The organism is Vibrio mytili (assembly GCF_000830505.1).
Taxonomy (GTDB): Bacteria; Pseudomonadota; Gammaproteobacteria; order Enterobacterales; family Vibrionaceae; genus Vibrio; species Vibrio mytili.
This window is the reverse complement of record NZ_JXOK01000024.1, coordinates 33,191-53,836: the sequence shown is the minus strand read 5'-3', so window position 1 is coordinate 53,836 and position 20,646 is coordinate 33,191. Positions and strand designations below refer to the sequence as shown.

Annotated in this window: 20 protein-coding genes and 1 pseudogene; 19 read left to right on the top strand and 2 right to left on the bottom strand. The window is 45.3% G+C overall.

Features of this window, described 5'->3' with window-relative positions:
* Window positions 1-114 precede the first annotated feature (114 nt).
* Window positions 115-1,425, top strand: a complete 1,311-nt coding sequence (gene aceA / locus SU60_RS08100; RefSeq protein ID WP_041155074.1) for an isocitrate lyase — start codon at window positions 115-117, stop codon at window positions 1,423-1,425.
* 156 nt (window positions 1,426-1,581) lie between these two features.
* Here aceA and SU60_RS08095 read toward each other — a convergent pair whose 3' ends face one another.
* Complete coding sequence (locus tag SU60_RS08095; protein ID WP_041155073.1) at window positions 1,582-2,040, bottom strand: CBS domain-containing protein; 459 nt, start codon at window positions 2,038-2,040, stop codon at window positions 1,582-1,584.
* 316 nt (window positions 2,041-2,356) lie between these two features.
* Between SU60_RS08095 and SU60_RS08090 the strand changes: the two genes are divergently transcribed.
* The 6 genes and pseudogenes from SU60_RS08090 to secF all read left to right on the top strand — a co-directional run bounded on the left by SU60_RS08090 (window position 2,357) and on the right by secF (window position 9,484).
* Entirely contained in the window at window positions 2,357-3,505 is a 1,149-nt protein-coding gene (locus SU60_RS08090) for a trypsin-like serine protease (RefSeq protein WP_041155072.1), read from the top strand.
* A 297-nt stretch (window positions 3,506-3,802) separates the two neighbouring features.
* A complete protein-coding gene (gene queA, locus SU60_RS08085; RefSeq protein WP_041155071.1) occupies window positions 3,803-4,855 on the top strand; it encodes a tRNA preQ1(34) S-adenosylmethionine ribosyltransferase-isomerase QueA in 1,053 nt (350 codons plus the stop codon).
* 160 nt (window positions 4,856-5,015) lie between these two features.
* Window positions 5,016-6,148: pseudogene (gene tgt, locus SU60_RS08080) on the top strand (tRNA guanosine(34) transglycosylase Tgt).
* 166 nt (window positions 6,149-6,314) lie between these two features.
* Window positions 6,315-6,644: a preprotein translocase subunit YajC gene (gene yajC / locus SU60_RS08075; protein WP_041155070.1), complete on the top strand. Its 330-nt coding sequence runs from the start codon at window positions 6,315-6,317 to the stop codon at window positions 6,642-6,644.
* Between the two features lie 21 nt (window positions 6,645-6,665).
* Window positions 6,666-8,522, top strand: a complete 1,857-nt coding sequence (gene secD / locus SU60_RS08070; protein WP_084735692.1) for a protein translocase subunit SecD — start codon at window positions 6,666-6,668, stop codon at window positions 8,520-8,522.
* 14 nt (window positions 8,523-8,536) lie between these two features.
* Window positions 8,537-9,484: a protein translocase subunit SecF gene (gene secF / locus SU60_RS08065; RefSeq protein WP_041155068.1), complete on the top strand. Its 948-nt coding sequence runs from the start codon at window positions 8,537-8,539 to the stop codon at window positions 9,482-9,484.
* A 125-nt stretch (window positions 9,485-9,609) separates the two neighbouring features.
* Here the strand turns inward: secF and suhB are convergent, their stop codons facing one another.
* Window positions 9,610-10,413, bottom strand: a complete 804-nt coding sequence (gene suhB / locus SU60_RS08060; protein ID WP_041155067.1) for an inositol-1-monophosphatase — start codon at window positions 10,411-10,413, stop codon at window positions 9,610-9,612.
* 231 nt (window positions 10,414-10,644) lie between these two features.
* On the opposite strand from suhB, the gene trmJ reads away from it, so the two are divergent.
* The 12 genes from trmJ (at window position 10,645) to rlmN (ending at window position 20,476) form a co-directional block, all read left to right on the top strand.
* Complete coding sequence (gene trmJ, locus SU60_RS08055) at window positions 10,645-11,373, top strand: tRNA (cytosine(32)/uridine(32)-2'-O)-methyltransferase TrmJ (protein ID WP_041155066.1); 729 nt, start codon at window positions 10,645-10,647, stop codon at window positions 11,371-11,373.
* 134 nt (window positions 11,374-11,507) lie between these two features.
* Complete coding sequence (gene iscR, locus SU60_RS08050; RefSeq protein WP_041155065.1) at window positions 11,508-12,014, top strand: Fe-S cluster assembly transcriptional regulator IscR; 507 nt, start codon at window positions 11,508-11,510, stop codon at window positions 12,012-12,014.
* Between the two features lie 28 nt (window positions 12,015-12,042).
* Window positions 12,043-13,257, top strand: coding sequence for an IscS subfamily cysteine desulfurase (locus tag SU60_RS08045; RefSeq protein ID WP_041155064.1), 1,215 nt, complete (start codon window positions 12,043-12,045; stop codon window positions 13,255-13,257).
* 40 nt (window positions 13,258-13,297) lie between these two features.
* Window positions 13,298-13,681: a Fe-S cluster assembly scaffold IscU gene (gene iscU, locus SU60_RS08040; protein WP_041155063.1), complete on the top strand. Its 384-nt coding sequence runs from the start codon at window positions 13,298-13,300 to the stop codon at window positions 13,679-13,681.
* A 71-nt stretch (window positions 13,682-13,752) separates the two neighbouring features.
* Window positions 13,753-14,079, top strand: a complete 327-nt coding sequence (iscA, locus tag SU60_RS08035; protein ID WP_041155062.1) for an iron-sulfur cluster assembly protein IscA — start codon at window positions 13,753-13,755, stop codon at window positions 14,077-14,079.
* Between the two features lie 55 nt (window positions 14,080-14,134).
* Window positions 14,135-14,650, top strand: coding sequence for a co-chaperone HscB (gene hscB / locus SU60_RS08030; RefSeq protein WP_041155061.1), 516 nt, complete (start codon window positions 14,135-14,137; stop codon window positions 14,648-14,650).
* Between the two features lie 21 nt (window positions 14,651-14,671).
* Window positions 14,672-16,525, top strand: coding sequence for a Fe-S protein assembly chaperone HscA (hscA, locus tag SU60_RS08025; protein ID WP_041155060.1), 1,854 nt, complete (start codon window positions 14,672-14,674; stop codon window positions 16,523-16,525).
* A 13-nt stretch (window positions 16,526-16,538) separates the two neighbouring features.
* Entirely contained in the window at window positions 16,539-16,877 is a 339-nt protein-coding gene (gene fdx, locus SU60_RS08020; protein ID WP_041155059.1) for an ISC system 2Fe-2S type ferredoxin, read from the top strand.
* A gap of 60 nt (window positions 16,878-16,937) precedes the next feature.
* A complete protein-coding gene (iscX, locus tag SU60_RS08015; RefSeq protein ID WP_041155058.1) occupies window positions 16,938-17,132 on the top strand; it encodes a Fe-S cluster assembly protein IscX in 195 nt (64 codons plus the stop codon).
* 161 nt (window positions 17,133-17,293) lie between these two features.
* Complete coding sequence (gene pepB, locus SU60_RS08010; protein WP_041155057.1) at window positions 17,294-18,592, top strand: aminopeptidase PepB; 1,299 nt, start codon at window positions 17,294-17,296, stop codon at window positions 18,590-18,592.
* 91 nt (window positions 18,593-18,683) lie between these two features.
* Window positions 18,684-19,109, top strand: coding sequence for a nucleoside-diphosphate kinase (ndk, locus tag SU60_RS08005; RefSeq protein WP_041155056.1), 426 nt, complete (start codon window positions 18,684-18,686; stop codon window positions 19,107-19,109).
* A 239-nt stretch (window positions 19,110-19,348) separates the two neighbouring features.
* The gene (gene rlmN / locus SU60_RS08000; RefSeq protein WP_041155055.1) at window positions 19,349-20,476 is read left to right on the top strand and encodes a dual-specificity RNA methyltransferase RlmN; all 1,128 of its coding nucleotides are present in this window, start codon (window positions 19,349-19,351) and stop codon (window positions 20,474-20,476) included.
* Window positions 20,477-20,646: the final 170 nt, after the last annotated feature.

Below are 20,646 nucleotides of genomic sequence, written 5' to 3'. Positions count from 1 at the left end.
TTAAGAATACAAAACCAATAACGTGAAGGCTTAAAGGTAGATAGGGATGTACTACCTCAAGACGGAAACTCAACGCACCAGTAATGAGTGCAAATAATAAAGAGGGATAGACCAATGACATTAACTCGCCGCCAACAAATCGAAGCTCTGGAAAAAGACTGGGCAACAAATCCTCGCTGGAAAAATGTTAAACGCACTTACACAGCGGAAGAAGTGGTAGAACTGCGTGGTTCAATGGTGCCTGCGAATACAATTGCACAACGTGGTGCTGATAAGTTGTGGGACCTGGTGAATGGGAGTGCGAAAAAAGGCTACGTTAACTGTCTGGGCGCGCTGACAGGTGGCCAGGCTGTGCAACAAGCCAAAGCGGGTATCGAAGCTATTTATCTATCGGGCTGGCAAGTGGCTGCGGATAACAACACTGCATCTACTATGTATCCAGATCAATCGCTTTACCCTGTTGATTCCGTTCCTTCTGTGGTTAAGCGTATCAATAACTCTTTCCGCCGCGCGGATCAAATCCAATGGGCGGGCGGGAAATCGCCACAAGATGAAGGTGCGATTGATTACTTCTTACCAATCGTAGCGGATGCCGAAGCAGGGTTCGGTGGTGTATTGAATGCATATGAACTGATGAAGTCGATGATCGAAGCGGGGGCGGCGGGCGTTCACTTTGAGGACCAACTCGCATCGGTTAAGAAATGTGGACACATGGGCGGGAAAGTATTGGTTCCGACTCAAGAAGCGGTACAAAAGTTGGTCGCGGCGCGTTTGGCAGCTGATGTTGCAGGAACGACGACCTTGGTTATCGCTCGTACCGATGCTAACGCGGCAGATCTGTTGACGTCAGATTGTGACCCATACGATAAAGACTTCATCGAAGGCGAGCGCACGGCAGAAGGTTTCTACCGAGTGAGAGCAGGGATCGACCAAGCGATTTCTCGTGGTCTTGCTTATGCACCATACGCGGATTTGATCTGGTGTGAAACGGCAACACCGTGCTTGGAAGAGGCACGTAAGTTTGCTGAAGCTATTCATGCAGAATATCCAGACCAATTGCTCGCTTATAACTGTTCGCCATCATTTAACTGGGAGAAAAACCTGGATGCAGAAACCATTGCTAAGTTCCAGCAAGAACTCGCGGACATGGGCTACAAGTACCAGTTTATTACGCTAGCGGGTATCCATAACATGTGGTTCAACATGTTTGAGTTGGCACATGCTTATGCTCAAGGTGAAGGCATGCGTCACTATGTTGAGAAGGTACAGCGCCCAGAGTTCCAAGCGGCAGAAAAAGGTTACACCTTTGTTGCTCACCAACAAGAGGTAGGTACCGGTTACTTCGACAGAATGACCAACACCATTCAAGGTGGGCAATCATCGGTAACTGCGTTGACCGGCTCGACAGAAGAAGACCAATTTTAAAAATAGTGCTTAGTTTAAATAATTACTCTTAACCACGTCAGTAATGGCTTTTTGAGCGGCAGGATTGCCGCTCTTTTTTTTTGCTTGTGACGTATTGTTGAGATCACGTGCTGTAATTGTATGCCACGTTTGCACATCACTTTTCTCACCTACGGGTCATAGCGTTTCTTCGTCTGGTTCAATTTCTTCTGGTTCTACTTCTTCTTGCAGTTCCAACAAGTTAATCGCGATCGTTACGAAGTCACTGTCGGTAATAATGCCCACCAAATGATTATTACTTACGATGGGTAAACAACCCACTTTGTGCTTTTGCATGTAAACCGCACTTTCTTTTAAACCTGCACGCGGCTCTGCGGTCATGATGTTGGTGTGCATCATTTTTTCCAGAGGGGTGTCGAGAGTAAAAGAGTGCTCTGCTTCATCTGGATGCAAGCTTGATTCTTGAGCGGCAAGAATATCACGCTGAGTGACTAAACCTTGCAAGTGATGATGAGTATCCACAACCGGAATATGCCGAATATCGAGTTCATCCATCATTGCTTTTGCCTCTCGCAAGGTATGCGTTCGGGATAAGGTATGAGGATTGCGAGTCATCATGTCTTCAACCTTGATCATAGGGACCTCCAGCAGTGTTGTCCTTTGTTTAACTATAGGAAATATTTAGCGCTATATCTGAGAACTAACCCGTTTTTCATCAATAAAATACGTGATCTAATTCGAAGCTTTAATCGGCTGAATAGGAGGGCTTTATTTATGTTTTTATTAGTAATGTTGCGGGTGAATTGGTGCGAGGGAGTTGGCATTTTTAGTTGATAGTGGGTGAGGTCAAAATGTATTCCAATGAATTGAATCGCACATTTTTATTTGCTTGATGTTCCAATTTTCGTCTCTCAAGGAAAATAGGTCTAGGCTTAGCAAATTGAAGACGATTATGTACAAAAAACGACTAGCAATGACCACTATGGCACTTTTCGTTCACTCAGCGCATGCCATTGTATTGGGCACTGAGGAAACGAACCCGGTTGATCGAGTGGCCATTCGAGCCAGCAATATGGCTGAATTCCCAATCTGTGGCGGTACAATGGTGACAGACCAATGGGTGATGACCGCTGCACACTGTGTGGTGATGGGAGAGGGAGCGAACGAAGCCAGTTATTACGTGACACCGCCAGGAGAGCTTGCCATTACAGCAAGAGTGCATGATCTCAACAATACCACGATTGATAATTACTATTCGGTCTCTCATGTGGTGGTGCATCCTAGCTATACCCGTATTGCAAAAGCCGACATAAACGGTGATGGAGACATCAAACCAATCCAAACCGCCTTGGATAACGACATTGCTCTGTTGTACTTAACTCGACCAGTCGAAAATGTCAACCTCGCACAACTGGCCACTAAGGAGGATATGTTTGACATTGAAGCTCGGCTTGCAATGGATTGGAATGATAACTATGACACCAATCAGCGGATTGAAAACGTACAAGTATTTGGTTGGGGAGCGACCACGCCACTGGCTGGCGACGCCGCTTCCACCTTACAAACGACATCTATCGGTTTTTTACCGATTGATAAATGTTATGAGCGTCTGGAAATTGGCAATAGCTTTCCAGGGGCCATTAACTCGCGTGATAATAGGACAAAAATTTGCACTTTGCCGACGTTTAATGCTTTGCTCGAAGACAGCAGCAGTACTCAATACGGCAACTCTGCATGTAAAGGTGACAGTGGCGGGCCCCTTGTCGATATTGCAACGGGTAAGCAAATCGGTATTGTGAGTGGCGCGCCATTAATTCTGCCTACTTGTGGTTCACTAACGATTCCGAGTTTTTATACCAAAGTCAGTCACTACTATGACTGGGTGCAGGACTACATTACGGCGGATGCTCCACCAAGCCGCTATATCATCGCGCCAAATTTCATTACAGACAGCAGTGAAGAGGGAAGCCAAGAATGTCATGACGGTATTGCCACCAATAACTGTAATTTCAGAGAGTCCCGCGATGAAGGAGGGAGTGTTAGTTTATGGTGGTTGTCGTTACTGGTTCCTTTGATGTGGTGGCGTAGGCGTGAGGCTTAATTCTGAAAAAAATTGACTCAAGAGCAGTGAAATGCCTTTTCACTGCTCTGTTGACTGCCAGTAATCGTCACGCTAGCAGCGAACCTCACTTTTGTTGCTGATTGCTTCCTTATGCAAGGTAATCGTGAGGTTTTCTCCTTTGTGAGTTTCTCTCACTCATACTTGCCTTTGATAGCGAATCCCTTCTGCCAACCTAGCATCTCTGGGGGATTTGGGTATACTAGTCTGCCGCGAAAAACGCGTCGCAACCTTATCGTCTTTAATGACGTGATTTGACCAATTAAAAAGATCAGTAGCATGCAAGTATCAGATTTTCATTTCGACCTCCCAGATGAACTTATCGCCCGTTACCCTCAGCCAGAGCGCACCGCTAGCCGCCTGTTGCAAATGGACGGTAATACTGGCGAACTCGTTGATGGCGTATTTACCGATGTGCTCGACCAAGTTCAACCGGGTGACTTAGTGGTTTTCAATAATACCCGTGTGATTCCTGCTCGTTTATTCGGTCGTAAAGAGTCTGGCGGTAAACTTGAAGTGCTGGTGGAGCGAATGCAAGATGAACAGAGCATCTTAGCGCACGTTCGCTGTTCTAAATCACCCAAGCCGGGCACTACGATTTTTGTAGGCGAGAACGATGAGTATTCGGCAGAAATGGTGGCACGTCATGACGCATTGTTTGAGCTGAAATTTCATTCCGATAAAACGGTACTCGAGATTTTAGAAGAAATTGGTCATATGCCACTTCCTCCTTACATCGATCGACCAGATGAAGAGACGGATAAAGAACGCTACCAAACCGTTTATAATCAAAAACCAGGAGCCGTTGCAGCACCAACCGCGGGTTTACACTTTGATGACGTTCTATTAGACAAGATCAAAGCAAAAGGTGTTGAGTTTGCTTATGTTACGTTGCACGTGGGGGCAGGAACATTCCAGCCAGTCAAAGTGGAAAATATTAATGATCACCATATGCATGCCGAGTATGTGGAAGTGCCGGCGGAAGTCGTCGAGGCGATCAAGGCGACCAAAGCACGCGGTGGTCGCATCATAGCGGTTGGCACCACGTCGGTTCGCTCGTTAGAAAGTGCAGCGCAAGATGCAGTAAAAAAAGGGACTGAACTGGTTCCTTTCTTCGGCGATACTGAAATTTTCATTTACCCTGGATACGAGTACCAACTGGTAGATTGTCTCATTACTAATTTCCACTTACCTGAATCTACTTTGATCATGTTGGTGAGTGCGTTTGCAGGGTACGAGAACACCATGAATGCATACAAGCACGCGGTAGAGAATCGATACCGATTCTTTTCCTATGGTGACTCAATGTTCATTAAAAAGAAAACGGCATAGTTAACACTAAACAATAGATTTACGAGTGCTAGCAGTAAGCTAGGATATGAAAGCAAAAAATACTGCTTTTATCTCTCGCACGGAAAAGCGACCGCTCCTTACCGTAGGGGAAGGCCCCTAAACATTCAGTCAGACTGTTTCTCTGACACTCGGAGGCATCGTGAAATTAAAATTCGATCTTAAGAAAAAAAACGGCACAGCACGTCGTGGTCAACTGACTTTCGAACGTGGTACTGTGCAAACGCCAGCATTCATGCCTGTCGGTACTTACGGTACGGTGAAAGGAATGACACCAGAAGAAGTAAAAGGAACGGGCGCAGAAATCCTGTTGGGCAACACCTTTCATTTATGGCTACGCCTGGTCAGGAAGTGATGAAAATGCATGGTGACCTGCACGATTTTATGAACTGGCATGGTCCTATTCTTACTGATTCAGGCGGCTTCCAAGTATTCAGCTTGGGTAAAATGCGCACGATTACGGAACAAGGTGTGCACTTCCGTAACCCTGTTAACGGTGACAAAATTTTCATGGATGCTGAAAAATCGATGGAAATTCAAAAAGACCTTGGTTCTGACATCGTGATGATTTTCGATGAATGTACGCCATATCCTGCGACACATGATGAAGCGAAAAAGTCGATGGAAATGTCACTGCGTTGGGCACAGCGTTCTCGTGATCATTTCAATAAACTGGAAAACCCAAACAATCTGTTTGGTATCGTCCAGGGTGGCGTTTATGAGGACCTGCGTGATGTGTCAGTGAAAGGTCTAACTGAGATCGGTTTTGATGGTTATGCAGTTGGTGGTCTTGCAGTGGGTGAACCAAAAGAAGACATGCACCGCATTCTTGAACACACGTGTCCGCAATTACCTGAAGACAAACCTCGTTACCTAATGGGGGTTGGCAAGCCGGAAGATTTGGTAGAAGGTGTACGTCGCGGTATCGACATGTTTGATTGCGTCATGCCAACGCGTAACGCTCGTAATGGTCATTTATTCGTGACCGGAGGTGTGATCAAGATCCGCAATGCGAAACATAAAACGGATACTACACCGCTCGATCCACACTGTGACTGTTACACTTGTCAAAATTACAGCAAGTCGTATCTTCACCATTTAGAACGTTGTAATGAAATTCTTGGTGCTCGTTTGAATACGATCCATAACCTGCGTTACTACCAACGCTTAATGGAAAGCATTCGTAAGGCGATTGATGAAGATCGTTTCGATGAGTTCGTACAAGAATTTTATGCTCGTCGTGATCGTGAAGTGCCACCACTAAGCAAAGCTTAAATGAACGAAAGCCTCTGGTGTTGTCGCCAGGGGTTTTGCGAATAAAGTAGGCGAACGCACGTTATTTTTGAGAGAGTGATCTCTATTAGTCACTCGCAGACTTGAATATAAAGTACGTAGTCCCAACTTGGTTGGATTATCAATAATATATAATGAGGATGTTTTAATGTTTATCTCTCAAGCTCACGCAGCAGCAGAAGGTGCACCAGCAGGTGGCGGTTTTGAAATGCTAATCATGCTTGGCATGTTTGCAGTGATTTTTTACTTCATGATTTATCGCCCACAAAGCAAACGAGTAAAAGAACACAAAAACCTAATGGCTTCTATGGGTAAAGGTGATGAAGTACTAACCAGCGGTGGTTTAGTTGGTAAAATTACCAAGATTTCTGAAGAAAATGATTACATTTCAATCGAGCTTAACGCGAACAATGAAATTGTTATCAAAAAAGACTTCGTTACTGCAGTGTTGCCTAAAGGTACGCTTAAGTCTCTATAAAACAGCTAAAGGGTCCTCGCTGTGTTAAATCGTTACCCATTATGGAAGTACCTGATGGTGCTGTTTGCGATCATCGCAGCTGCATTGTACGCACTTCCAAATCTCTACGGTGAAGATCCGGCTATTCAAGTTACAGGGGCGCGTGGCGCCTCTGTAGATATGTCAACGCTGGATGCTGTCACTACTGCTCTTGATAAAGAGCAACTTTCTCATAAATCCATTGCTCTTGAAAATGGATCAATTCTTGTCCGCTTTAATGACACTGATACGCAAATCAGTGCTCGCGATATCATCAATGAAGCGCTTGGCAAAGACAAAATTGTTGCACTTAACCTAGCACCTTCTACCCCAGATTGGTTAGAAGCGATTGGTGCGTCCCCACTTAAGTTAGGTCTAGACCTACGTGGTGGTGTTCACTTCTTGATGGAAGTTGATATGGATGCCGCCATGGAGAAGCTAGTTGGTCAACAAGAAGAAGCTTTCCGTAGCGAGTTACGTGAAGCGAAACTGCGTTATCGTGCTATTCGACCTTCGGGTAAAGAAGCCGTCGAAGTGCTGCTTCGTGATGGCGATCAATTGGGCGAAGCTAAGAGCTTACTGCAAAAGAACCACCCGGATATGAACTTTGTTGAGTCGGATTCGAATGGTCGTTTTGCACTGCTTGCCACGTTTACTGAGCAGCGTCTACAAGAGATCCGCAACTACGCAGTAGAGCAGAATATTACTATTTTGCGTAATCGCGTAAATGAACTGGGTGTGGCTGAACCGTTGGTTCAACGTCAAGGTGCGAGCCGCATTGTGGTTGAATTGCCTGGTGTGCAAGACACAGCACGAGCAAAAGAAATTCTTGGCGCTACCGCAACACTTGAATTCCGTGAAGTTGACGAAAGTGCTGATCTTTCAGCTGCTGCCAATGGTCGTGCACCAGCAGGTAGTGAAATTAAGCAAGATCGCAATGGTCGCCCAGTCGTGCTGAAGAAACGAGTGATCTTGGGTGGTTCGAGCATTACAGATGCAAGCTCAAGTGTTGACGAATATGGTCGCCCTCAGGTGAACATTTCGCTTGATAGCGAAGGCGGCAACAAAATGTCTGCATTCTCTAAGAAGAACATCGGTAAGCTAATGGCGACGGTGTTTGCAGAGTACAAAGACAGTGGCCGTAAAAACCCTGAAGGTAAAGTTATCCTGACTAAGCATGAAGAAGTGATCAACCAAGCAACGATTCAATCTGCGCTCGGCCGTAACTTCCGAATCACTGGTATCGACTCTGCTGCGGAAGCTCATAACCTAGCACTATTGCTCCGTGCCGGTGCTTTGATTGCTCCAATTTCAATTGTTGAAGAGCGAACCATTGGTCCATCAATGGGTCAGCAAAACATTGATATGGGTATTCAAGCATGTGTCTGGGGTATGGTTGCCGTCATGTTGTTTACGCTGCTTTATTACCGTGGTTTTGGTCTTATCGCCAATATTGCGTTAATGGCTAACCTAGTGTTGATTATTGGTGTTATGTCAATGATTCCAGGTGCGACAATGACACTACCAGGAATCGCAGGTATCGTACTGACAGTCGGTATGGCGGTCGATGCGAACGTTCTGATCTTCGAGCGTATTCGAGAAGAAATTCGAGATGGGCGCAACCCGCAACAAGCCATTCACCAAGGCTACGCAAACGCATTCAGTACCATTGCGGATGCGAACATCACAACACTGATCACAGCTATTATCCTGTTTGCTGTCGGTACGGGTGCGGTGAAAGGTTTTGCAGTCACGCTTTCCATTGGTATTTTAACTTCAATGTTTACTGCTATAGTTGGCACACGTTGTATCGTGAATCTACTATATGGCGGCAAACGCATTGATAAATTGTCGATCTAAGGCTGGGAATTAATATGTTTCAAATTCTAAAAGCAGATAAATCGATCGGCTTTATGCGTTGGTCGAAGGTCGCGTTCCTGTTCTCGACCCTTATGATTGCGGCGTCTATCTTCACCTTGTCAACCAAGTGGTTGAATTGGGGATTAGACTTCACTGGTGGTACGTTAATTGAGGTGGGCTTTGAACACCCAGCTAATCTCGAGAATATTCGTACCGCGCTTGATGCGAAAGGCTTTGGTGACGCTACCGTGCAAAACTTTGGTAGCGCCCGTGAGGTTATGGTACGTCTTCGTCCTCGTGATGATGTGTCAGGCGAGACCTTGGGTAACCAAATCCTTGGTGCAATTAAAGATGGTACAGGCGAAAGCGTTGAAATGCGTCGTATCGAATTCGTTGGTCCAAATGTTGGTGATGAGTTAACAGAGGCCGGCGGTTTAGCTATTCTTGTATCGCTTATTTGTATCTTGATTTACGTATCAATGCGATTTGAATGGCGTCTGGCAGCGGGTGCTGTATTGGCATTGGCGCACGATATCATTATCACCTTAGGTGTCTTCTCGTTCATGCAAATCGAAGTCGACCTTACTATCGTGGCCGCATTACTGACCGTTGTTGGTTACTCGCTCAACGATACGATCGTAGTGTTTGACCGAATTCGTGAGAATTTCCGTAAGATGCGTAAAGGTGAACCTGCAGACATCATGGATGCGTCTATTACTCAAACATTGAGTCGTACGCTCATCACCTCCGGTACAACATTGTTTGTAGTTATTGCGTTGTTCGCGCAGGGCGGTGCCATGATCCACGGGTTTGCAACCGCATTACTACTTGGTATCACGGTAGGTACTTATTCGTCTATCTACGTTGCTTCGGCACTGGCGCTGAAACTGGGTATCCAGAAAGAGCACTTGATGCCACCTCAAGTAGAAAAAGAAGGTGCAGAGTTCGACGAGATGCCATAAGGTTATCTGAGAGCCTAAAATTAAAAACCGCTGAGCAATCAGCGGTTTTTTTTGCCATAAAAAAGCCCCACTCAGAGAGCAGGGCTATTCAAAAGCATCAGCGTGACGGGCTAGTTCAGACTCTATTACTTAAGCATCGCTTCGTTACCGTTCTCACGGATATGCTTAAGGATAGATTTTACGCCGCGAGCGCTTGAAGCAACGATGTTGCCAGACTTCATGTAATCAGTACCACCAGAGAAGTCGGTTAGGATCGCACCCGCTTCACGAGCAATCAGCTCACCAGCTGCCATATCCCAAGGTTTTAGGCCTAGTTCGAAGTAACCATCTACGCGACCCGCAGCAACATAACATAGGTCAAGCGCAGCAGAACCACTGCGACGGAAGTCCGCACATTCAGTAAATAGAGAACCCACAATCTTGATGAAAGATTCAGAGTGTTGTTTCTGTTTGAATGGGAAACCTGTTGCTAGAACAGTACCTTGAAGGTCTTTCAATTGAGCAACACGAATACGTGCACTGTTCAGTTGTGCGCCAGCGCCGCGTTGTGCGGTAAACAGTTCGTTTTGCATAGGGTCGTAAACACAAGCAACTTCAGTTTTGCCTTTGATACGAACTGCAATAGAAACAGAGAAGTGTGGGTAACCTTTTACAAAGTTATTGGTGCCATCCAGTGGGTCGATGATCCATTGTACGTCTTTATCTTTACCTTCGATAAGACCTTGTTCTTCAGCAACGATACAGTGCTCAGGGTAAGACTGCTTGATAGTATCGATGATGATGTATTCTGCTTCTTTATCTACATTAGTGACAAAGTCATGTGTGCCTTTTAGTGACGATTCTACTTTATCTGTGTTTTCTAATGATTTAGCAATATGATTGCCTGCCTTTCGCGCAGCGCGAATAGCAATGTTTAGCATTGGATGCATACGGTTTTCCCAACGGATGTTAAAGAACAAAATGAAAGCGGCGGCGAGTATACCAAAGATAAATAAAAAAGGAAGTGGTTATTTTTTGCTCTAAGTGTGCGTGTTTAATGTCGTGATTTCGCTGATTACGACAAGAATGCAGGAGAATACGAACAGACACATCGCTGGATATAGGGCGTGTTAAAAATTTATGATAATATTTCGCCGTTTTAATAAAGGCAGTAATCATCAATGTTGGATCAAGTAAAAATTGTGCTTGTCGGTACTTCTCATTCAGGCAACATTGGCTCGGCTGCGCGGGCTATGAAGGTTATGGGGCTCAGTCAATTAGTGTTGGTGGATCCTCAATGTGAAGTGGATGAGCAAACGCTAGCGCTCGCAGCAGGTGCCAGTGATATTGCACAGAACGCGACGATCGTTAATACGTTAGACGAGGCCGTTCATGATTGTGGATTAGTGGTCGGCTCAAGTGCTCGTTCACGAACGCTAGAATGGCCGATGTTGGAGCCACGTGAATGCGGTGAAAAATTTGCAGTTGAGGGGCAAAAACATCCTGTTGCTTTAGTCTTTGGTCGTGAAAGAACGGGACTAACGAATGAAGAGTTGCAAAAGTGCCACTACCATGTATGTATTCCTGCCAATCCAGAATATAGCTCGTTGAATTTGGCAATGGCAGTGCAAACACTAAGTTATGAAGTTCGCGTAGCACACCTTAATCTGCAACAAAGCCAGTACTCACCTAATGAACCGGAAGAGTACCCACGCCACAAAGAATTAGAAATGTTTTTTGAACACCTTGAAAAAGTGATAGTGGACACCCAGTTTATTAGTCAAGAGCAACCTGGTCGAGTGATGAGTAAATTACGCCGCTTGTTTTCCAGAGCACGACCAGAGAGTCAAGAACTTAATATTTTGCGCGGTATATTGACCTCTATAGAGAAAAATATTCGAGCAAAATAGTCGTTTTTAATGCGAAATACCCATTCTTTATGTAAGGATGAATACTTGAGTAATTTAGTCAAATAAATACTTGACCGTTTTACTCAGGTATGGAAAAATCATAACCATTACAAACCATGTGGATACGGTGTGGTATGAAACTTACATCTAAAGGAAGATATGCGGTGACAGCCATGCTGGATGTGGCACTGCATTCGCAACAGAACCCAGTCCCTCTCGCGGATATATCTGAGCGCCAGGGCATTTCGCTCTCTTATTTAGAGCAACTTTTTTCTAAATTGCGTAAAGCGGGTTTAGTTGCAAGTGTTCGCGGCCCTGGTGGTGGATACCGACTAGGAGCAGAAGCGGATACCATCGCAATTGGTACTGTCATTGCAGCTGTCGACGAGTCTGTAGACGCGACGAAATGCCAAGGGAAGGGCGGTTGTCAGGGTGGAACCCGCTGTCTAACTCACACGCTTTGGCGCGATTTAAGCTCACGCATCAGTGACTTCTTGAACAACATCACTCTTGGTGAGCTGATGACGGATAATGAAGTCCTCGAAATTTCAGATCGTCAGGATATCGACTTGGCGGTCAACCATGGGCTTTCAAACAAAAATACAACCACCGTGCCCATCGGTGTAAACGTCCGCTCTTAGCGGTCAGCTTTTTACATTGGAGTAGAGAATGAAACTGCCGATTTATCTTGATTATTCCGCTACATGTCCAGTTGATCCTCGTGTAGCTGAAAAAATGGTTCAGTACATGACAATGGATGGCACATTTGGCAACCCAGCGTCGCGTTCGCACCGTTACGGCTGGCAGGCAGAAGAAGCAGTTGATACTGCTCGTGAGCAAATTGCTGACCTTCTAAATGCAGACCCGCGCGAAATCGTATTTACATCTGGTGCGACAGAATCTGACAACCTTGCAATCAAAGGTGCAGCACACTTTTACTCTAAAAAGGGTAAACACGTCATCACGTGTAAAACTGAGCACAAAGCGGTTCTTGACCCATGTCGTCAACTCGAGCGTGAAGGCTTTGAAGTGACGTACTTAGAGCCTGAATCAAACGGCTTGATCGATTTAGAGAAGCTAAAAGCAGCCATGCGTGAAGACACTGTACTTGTCTCTATCATGCACGTGAACAACGAAATTGGTGTTGTTCAAGACATTACGGCCATTGGTGAGCTATGTCGAGAGCGTAAGATTGTGTTTCATGTTGATGCAGCTCAATCAGCAGGCAAGTTACCAATCGATGTTCAAGAAATGAAAGTGGATTTGATTTCACTATCAGCGCACAAAATCTACGGACCTAAAGGTATTGGTGCTTTATTCGTACGTCGTAAGCCACGTATCCGTCTTGAAGCACAAATGCACGGTGGTGGTCATGAGCGCGGTTTCCGTTCAGGCACACTACCTACGCACCAGATTGTAGGTATGGGAGAAGCTTTCCGCATTGCAAAAGAAGATATGCAGAAAGATTATGATCACGCACTGGCACTTCGTAACCGTCTTCTTGATGGTGTGAAAGACCTTGAAGCGGTCACCGTTAACGGAGACTTAGAGCAGCGTGTACCTCATAACTTAAACGTAAGCTTTGCCTTTGTAGAAGGTGAGTCATTGCTGATGTCGCTAAAAGATCTAGCGGTTTCTTCTGGTAGTGCATGTACTTCTGCAAGTCTAGAGCCTTCATACGTTCTCCGTGCGCTTGGCATGGACGATGAGTTGGCTCACAGTTCGGTTCGCTTCTCCTTTGGTCGTTTTACAACAGAAGAAGAAGTCGATTACGCAATTGAACAAATCCGCGTTGCAGTGACTAAGCTACGCGACATGTCTCCTCTATGGGATATGTACAAAGAAGGGATTGATTTGAGCACTGTAGAATGGGCTCACCATTAATCTCAGGGATGAATAAGTAGAGGATTCGAGGTAATTTATCATGGCATATAGCGAAAAAGTAATTGATCACTACGAGAACCCACGTAACGTTGGTTCATTTGAAAAAGACGATCCATCCGTTGGTAGCGGCATGGTTGGTGCACCAGCTTGTGGTGACGTAATGAAACTGCAAATCAAGGTAACACCGGAAGGTATTATTGAAGATGCGAAGTTCAAAACGTACGGTTGTGGTAGTGCAATCGCATCAAGCTCATTGGTCACTGAATGGGTTAAAGGTAAATCTGTGGATGAAGCTGCGGCCATCAAAAACTCAGAAATTGCAGAAGAACTAGAGCTGCCACCAGTAAAAGTTCACTGTTCAATTCTGGCGGAAGATGCAATCAAAGCAGCCGTTGCAGATTACAAGAAAAAACACCAAGAATAATTAAACCGTAATATAATGGGAGACGTTACCTCTCCCATTCCAATCGTAATATAGACAAATTAAGGTGCAGTATGGCCATCTCAATGACAGAAACAGCGGCAAGTCGCGTAAGAGCATTCCTAGATAACCGAGGCAAAGGTATCGGGTTACGCCTTGGAGTGAAGACGACTGGCTGTTCCGGCATGGCGTATGTACTGGAGTTTGTGGACGAGCTTAATGAAGCAGAAGATGAAGTTTTTGACCTGTCTGGGGTAAAAATTATCATTGATAAAAAAAGCTTGGTGTACCTAGACGGTACCGAACTGGATTACGTAAAAGAAGGGTTGAATGAAGGCTTTGAGTTCAACAACCCTAATGCGAAAAGTGAATGTGGTTGTGGTGAAAGCTTCAACGTCTAATTGATTGTCCTTCTGGGCAAACGAGTCCAGAAGGCATTACTAGGACCCGAACTTAATGAATCACTTTGAATTATTTGGGCTACCAAGTCAGTTTAAGCTGGATGGTAGCCTTCTTTCTTCTCAGTTCCGAGAATTACAAAAGCGTTTCCACCCGGATAACTTTGCGACAGCATCGGAAAGAGACCGTTTGATGGCGGTGCAAAAAGCAGCCCAGATCAACGATGCTTATCAAGTGCTGAAAAATCCTATCTCACGTGCTGAATATATATTGGCAGAGCAAGGGGTAGAAATTCGTGGTGAGCAGCAGACGATGCAAGATCCGATGTTCCTAATGGAACAAATGGAGCTGCGCGAGGAATTGGAAGATATTGCAGGCAGCTCTGATCCAGAATCAGCGCTTTTGGACTTCGATTCGAAGGTCAGCAACATGTATAAACAGCATTTGGCTAGCGTCGAGCAAGAGCTTGATGACGGTCTTTGGGCACAAGCCGCCGATCGAGTTCGAAAGTTAAAATTCGTCGCCAAGCTGAAGAATGAAATTGAACGGGTCGAAGAAAAAATACTCGGCTAGTTCGCGTGACAAGGACCAATCATGGCACTACTTCAAATAGCAGAACCGGGCCAAAGCTCGGCACCTCATGAGCATAAGTTAGCCGCAGGTATTGACCTCGGTACGACGAACTCTTTAGTTGCTACCGTACGCAGCGGTGATGCAACGACGTTAACCGACGAGCAGGGGCGGAGCATCCTGCCTTCCGTCGTCAACTACTCTCAAGCGATGCCAACAGTTGGTTATGAAGCGAAAGATAAAGCAGAGCTAGAGCCTGAAAATACCATCATTTCGGTTAAACGCTTGATCGGTCGCTCATTAAAAGACATCAAGTCGCGTTTTACCTCTTTACCTTATCAATTTAAAGAAAGCGATAACGGTTTACCGATTCTGCAAACCCCTCAGGGTGAAAAAAATCCTATTGAAGTGTCTGCTGAAATTCTTAAAGTTCTTGGTAAACGTGCTGAAGATACATTAGGCGGTGAGCTTGCGGGGGTTGTTATTACCGTTCCGGCGTACTTTGACGATGCTCAACGCGCTGGCACCAAAGACGCAGCTAAGCTCGCGGGGCTTCATGTGCTTCGTCTGCTCAATGAACCGACTGCCGCTGCCATAGCTTACGGGTTAGACTCTGGTCAGGAAGGGGTGATTGCCGTTTACGATTTAGGTGGCGGTACGTTTGACATCTCTATACTGCGTTTATCCAAGGGTGTATTTGAGGTACTAGCAACGGGTGGTGATTCCGCTCTGGGTGGTGACGATTTTGACCATCTATTAGCTGAATTTCTGATGGAGCAAGCTGGTCTTGAAGCCCCTCTTTCTGCAGAACAAAACCGCACATTACTCAACATTGCCACTGCGACGAAAATTGCTTTTTCTGAACAAGACAGTGTTGATGTCGATATTTTTGGTTGGACAGGCACCGTCACTCGTGAACAATTTGAAGCATTGATTCAGCCATTAGTGAAGAAAACGTTGATGTCATGCCGACGAGCACTGAAAGATGCTGATGTGTCGTCTGATGAAGTGCTTGAAGTCGTGATGGTTGGTGGTTCAACCCGTACGTTACTTGTCCGTGATATGGTGGGTGAGTTCTTTGGTCGTACACCATTAACAAGTATTAACCCTGATGAAGTCGTTGCGATTGGTGCTGGTATTCAAGCTGACATCTTAGCTGGTAACAAGCCAGATTCTGAAATGTTGCTTTTAGATGTTATCCCGCTTTCCCTCGGTATAGAGACGATGGGGGGATTGGTTGAAAAAATCATCCCTCGTAACACGACAATTCCAGTTGCGCGTGCACAAGAGTTCACCACTTTCAAAGATGGTCAAACTGCAATGAGCGTACACATTGTTCAAGGTGAGCGTGAGATGGTTGATGACTGTCGTTCATTAGCACGTTTCTCACTCAAAGGAATTCCACCAATGGCGGCTGGTGCTGCCCACATACGTGTAACCTATCAAGTTGACGCTGATGGTCTTTTGTCTGTCACGGCGATGGAAAAAAGCACGGGAATTCAGTCTGAAATTCAAGTGAAGCCATCTTACGGTCTTAGTGATAATGAGGTCGCTGACATGCTGCGAGATTCAATGAATCATGCAAAAGAGGACATGCAAACGCGTGCTTTGGCTGAGCAGCGAGTTGAAGCGGATCGAGTTATTGAAGGTTTGATCGCCGCCATGCAAGCAGACGGAGATGAATTGCTCTCAGCACAAGAGAAGCAAGACCTAGTTAACGTGATTGAAGCATTGATTGAGCTGCGTAATGGTGATGACGTTGATGCGATTGAGCAAGGCATTAAAGACACGGATAAAGCGAGTCAAGACTTTGCATCGCGCCGTATGGATAAATCGATTCGATCTGCACTGTCAGGTCAATCAGTAGACGATATATAAGAGATAAGTAGTTATGCCTAAGATTATTGTATTACCACACGAAGATTTATGCCCTGAGGGTGCAGTGTTGGAAGCAAACAACGGTGACACCGTTCTAGACGTAGCGCTGAAAAATGGTATTGGCATTGAGCACGCATGTGAAAAATCATGTGCATGTACTACGTGTCATGTCATTATCCGTGAAGGCTTTGACTCTTTGGAAGAGAGTGAAGAGCAAGAAGATGACATGTTGGATAAAGCATGGGGCCTAGAGCCAGAATCTCGTCTTGGTTGCCAGGCTAGAATTGCGGATGAAGACTTAGTTGTCGAAATCCCTAAATACACGCTGAACCATGCGTCAGAAGATCACTAAAATAACAAGACTACGCTTGTAGCCCTTAAATATTGAGGGATGAACAAAAGGAAAATGAGCATGAAATGGACAGACTCTCGTGACATCGCAATTGAACTTTGTGACAAGTTTCCTGATGTCGATCCTAAAACGGTGCGGTTTACCGATCTTCATCAATGGATCATGGAGTTGGATGAGTTTGAAGATGATCCAAACCATTGTAACGAAAAGATTCTTGAAGCCGTCATCATGTGTTGGATGGACGAAGCTGATTAGAGCTGCAAAATACAGCCTAGTTAACAATTCTTACTAAAAAAAACGGACTCTAGAGTCCGTTTTTTTATCAAATTGACATTTTCAACCTACAAAATGCTAACATCCGGGAGTTATTAAAATAAGCGGCACAGGTAATGCCGAGAATAAGACAAGGAGAAACCATGTCTACACAGATGTCCGTATTTTTAAGTCAAGATTCTGCAGCACCACATTGGGGTGAAAAAGCGCTGCTTTCGTTTTCAGAAAACGGAACAACCGTTCACTTAGGGGAAGGTCATGATCTTGGCGCAATCCAACGCGCAGCTCGCCAGCTTGATGGCCAAGGGATTCGCTCTATTTTGCTTGCAGGCGATAACTGGGACCTGGAAAGTGTTTGGGCGTTTCATCAAGGCTATCGCAATCCTAAGAAGCATGGAGCACTTGAATGGAAAGCGCTGCCTGAACAGGAACAGCTCGAACTTCAAGCTCGAATTAAAGCGACTGATTTCACACGCGATATCATCAATAAAACGGCAGAAGAGGTCGCACCTCGTCAACTGGCTTCTATGGCGGCTGAGTTTATTAAGTCTATGGCTCCGGAAGGCACCGTTACCGCTCGCATCGTAAAAGACAAAGATCTTCTTACAGAAGGTTGGGAAGGCATTTTCGCCGTAGGCCGAGGATCATCACGTACCTCCGCGATGCTGCAATTGGATTATAACCCAACGGGTGATGAAAACGCCCCAGTATTTGCGTGTTTAGTGGGTAAGGGCATCACCTTTGACTCAGGCGGTTACAGCTTAAAGCCTTCCAACTTTATGACGTCAATGAAGGCGGATATGGGGGGCTCTGCAACAGTAACTGGCGGTTTGGGCTTAGCGATTCAACGTGGGCTGAATAAGCGCGTCAAACTGATTCTTTGCTGTGCAGAAAACATGGTGTCTGGTCGAGCGCTTAAGCTTGGCGATATCATTACCTACAAAAATGGCAAAACGGTAGAAATCATGAATACCGATGCTGAAGGACGTTTAGTCTTAGCGGATGGCCTGATTTACGCCAGTGAGCAAAAACCAGAGCTTATTATTGATTGTGCGACGTTAACTGGCGCAGCTAAGAATGCGTTGGGTAACGATTATCACGCGCTGATGAGCTTTGATGAGGAGCTTTCTCATCAAGCGCTCACGGCAGCAAATCAAGAGAAAGAAGGTTTATGGCCACTTCCTCTTGCCGATTTCCATCGAGGTATGCTGCCTTCCAACTTTGCTGATTTATCCAACATCAGCTCAGGTGATTACTCTCCAGGCGCAAGCACAGCGGCAGCGTTTTTGTCTTACTTTGTTGAAGACTATAAGAAGGGTTGGCTGCATTTTGATTGCGCTGGTACTTACCGTAAGTCTGCATCCGATAAATGGGCGGCGGGCGCTACGGGCATGGGTGTACGCACGCTAGCTCGTTTACTGAACGAACAAGCGGGTAAATAATACCAATTGCGGTACTGATTTTGTTGGTGCCGCTTGCTTAATAATAAGCTATTCAGAACTATTACTATTACAAGTACAAAAAGGACATTTTATGGCTCTAGAAAGAACGTTCTCAATTGTTAAGCCTGATGCAGTGGAACGAAACCTAATTGGTGCAATTTACAACCGTATTGAGAAAGCCGGTTTGCGTATTGTCGCGGCAAAGATGGTTCATCTTACTGAAGATCAAGCCAGTGGTTTTTATGCTGAACACGAAGGTAAAGCATTTTTTCCTGCTCTTAAAGAGTTTATGACGTCTGGCCCGATTATGGTTCAGGTGTTGGAAGGTGAAAACGCTATTGCCCGTTACCGAGAACTTATGGGTAAAACAAACCCAGAAGAAGCAGCATGCGGTACACTACGTGCAGACTATGCGCTCAGTATGCGCCATAACTCTGTTCATGGCTCAGATAGCCCAGAGTCTGCTGCTCGAGAAATCGAATTCTTTTTCCCAGAGTCAGAAATTTATCCGCGTTAATGTTCAGCGACTTGTTGCGCTTTACGCTTATTGGGTAGTTAAGACTGTTAGCCTCGGAAACTTCCGAGGCTTTTTCTTATCTGATTCTTATCTGAAAACATCGACAATTGTTGTGGTTAAATTTTAAGCATAATGATTTTAATGCCTTAGCAAACTCAGGGGTTTACCCCTCTTGTTGTAGCTGCATAAAGGCTGTACAATTCGCGCCCTTATTCTTGTTTCAGTCATTGAGAGGCAACATGACCACTGAAAAAATCAATCTACTCGACTTTGATCGCAAAGGCATGCGTCAGTTTTTCGCGGAAGAGCTCGGCGAGAAAGCGTTCCGTGCTGATCAGGTTATGAAGTGGATATACCATTTCGGTGTTGATGACTTCGAGAACATGACGAACATCAACAAGAAATTGCGTGAAAAACTGCAGCATAAATGTGAGATTAAAGCGCCATACGTTGCCGAAGCGCAACACTCTTCCGATGGCACGATTAAATGGGCGATGAAAGTCGGTGACCAGGATGTAGAAACCGTATACATCCCTGAAGACGATCGTGCGACATTGTGTGTGTCGTCTCAAGTTGGTTGTGCACTAGCATGTAAGTTCTGCTCAACAGCACAACAGGGATTTAACCGTAACCTAAAAGTTTCAGAAATCATCGGTCAGGTTTGGCGTGCTGCGCGTGAGATTGGCCTGGAAAAAGAGACGGGACGTCGTCCTATCACCAACGTTGTGATGATGGGCATGGGCGAACCGCTTTTGAACATGAAAAACTTGATTCCTGCGTTAGAAATCATGTTGGATGACTTAGGCTTTGGTTTATCTAAACGCCGAGTGACTGTATCGACATCTGGCGTTGTTTCTGGTCTTGATCAAATGACGGGCAAAATTGATGTGGCGCTGGCTATCTCTTTGCACGCACCAAATGACAAGCTACGTAGTGAAATTATGCCAATTAATGATCGCTGGGATATTGAAGATTTTCTTGCTTCTGTGCGTCGTTATATTGCGTCGTCTAATGCAAACCGCGGTAAAGTAACGGTTGAGTATGTTTTACTAGATCATGTTAATGATGACATGGAGCATGCTCGCGAGCTTGCAGAGTTGATGAAAGACACGCCATGTAAGATTAACTTGATTCCGTTCAATCCTTACCCAGGTTCTCCTTATAAAAAGCCAAGTAACTCTCGTATTGATCGCTTCCAGAAAACGTTGATGAAATACGAACACACGGTGACTGTACGTAAAACGCGTGGTGATGATATTGACGCCGCTTGTGGTCAACTTGTGGGTGATGTGATTGATAGAACTAAGCGCACAGCAATGCTAAAAGCAGCACGTGGTGCAGAAAGCATCGATGTAAAAGCAGTATAAACGAGCAGAGTTAACGATAGCCAGAGCCTAGCTCTGGCTATTTTGTTTACCCTACCTCTTTAAATTGAGAGCATTTGGCGTTTATTTCAATTTATACTGTCAAAGTTTGGACAAAAGCTTCAGCTATCTGTTAGTTTGAGTAGAATGAGTTTTTGTCTTTGTTATACATT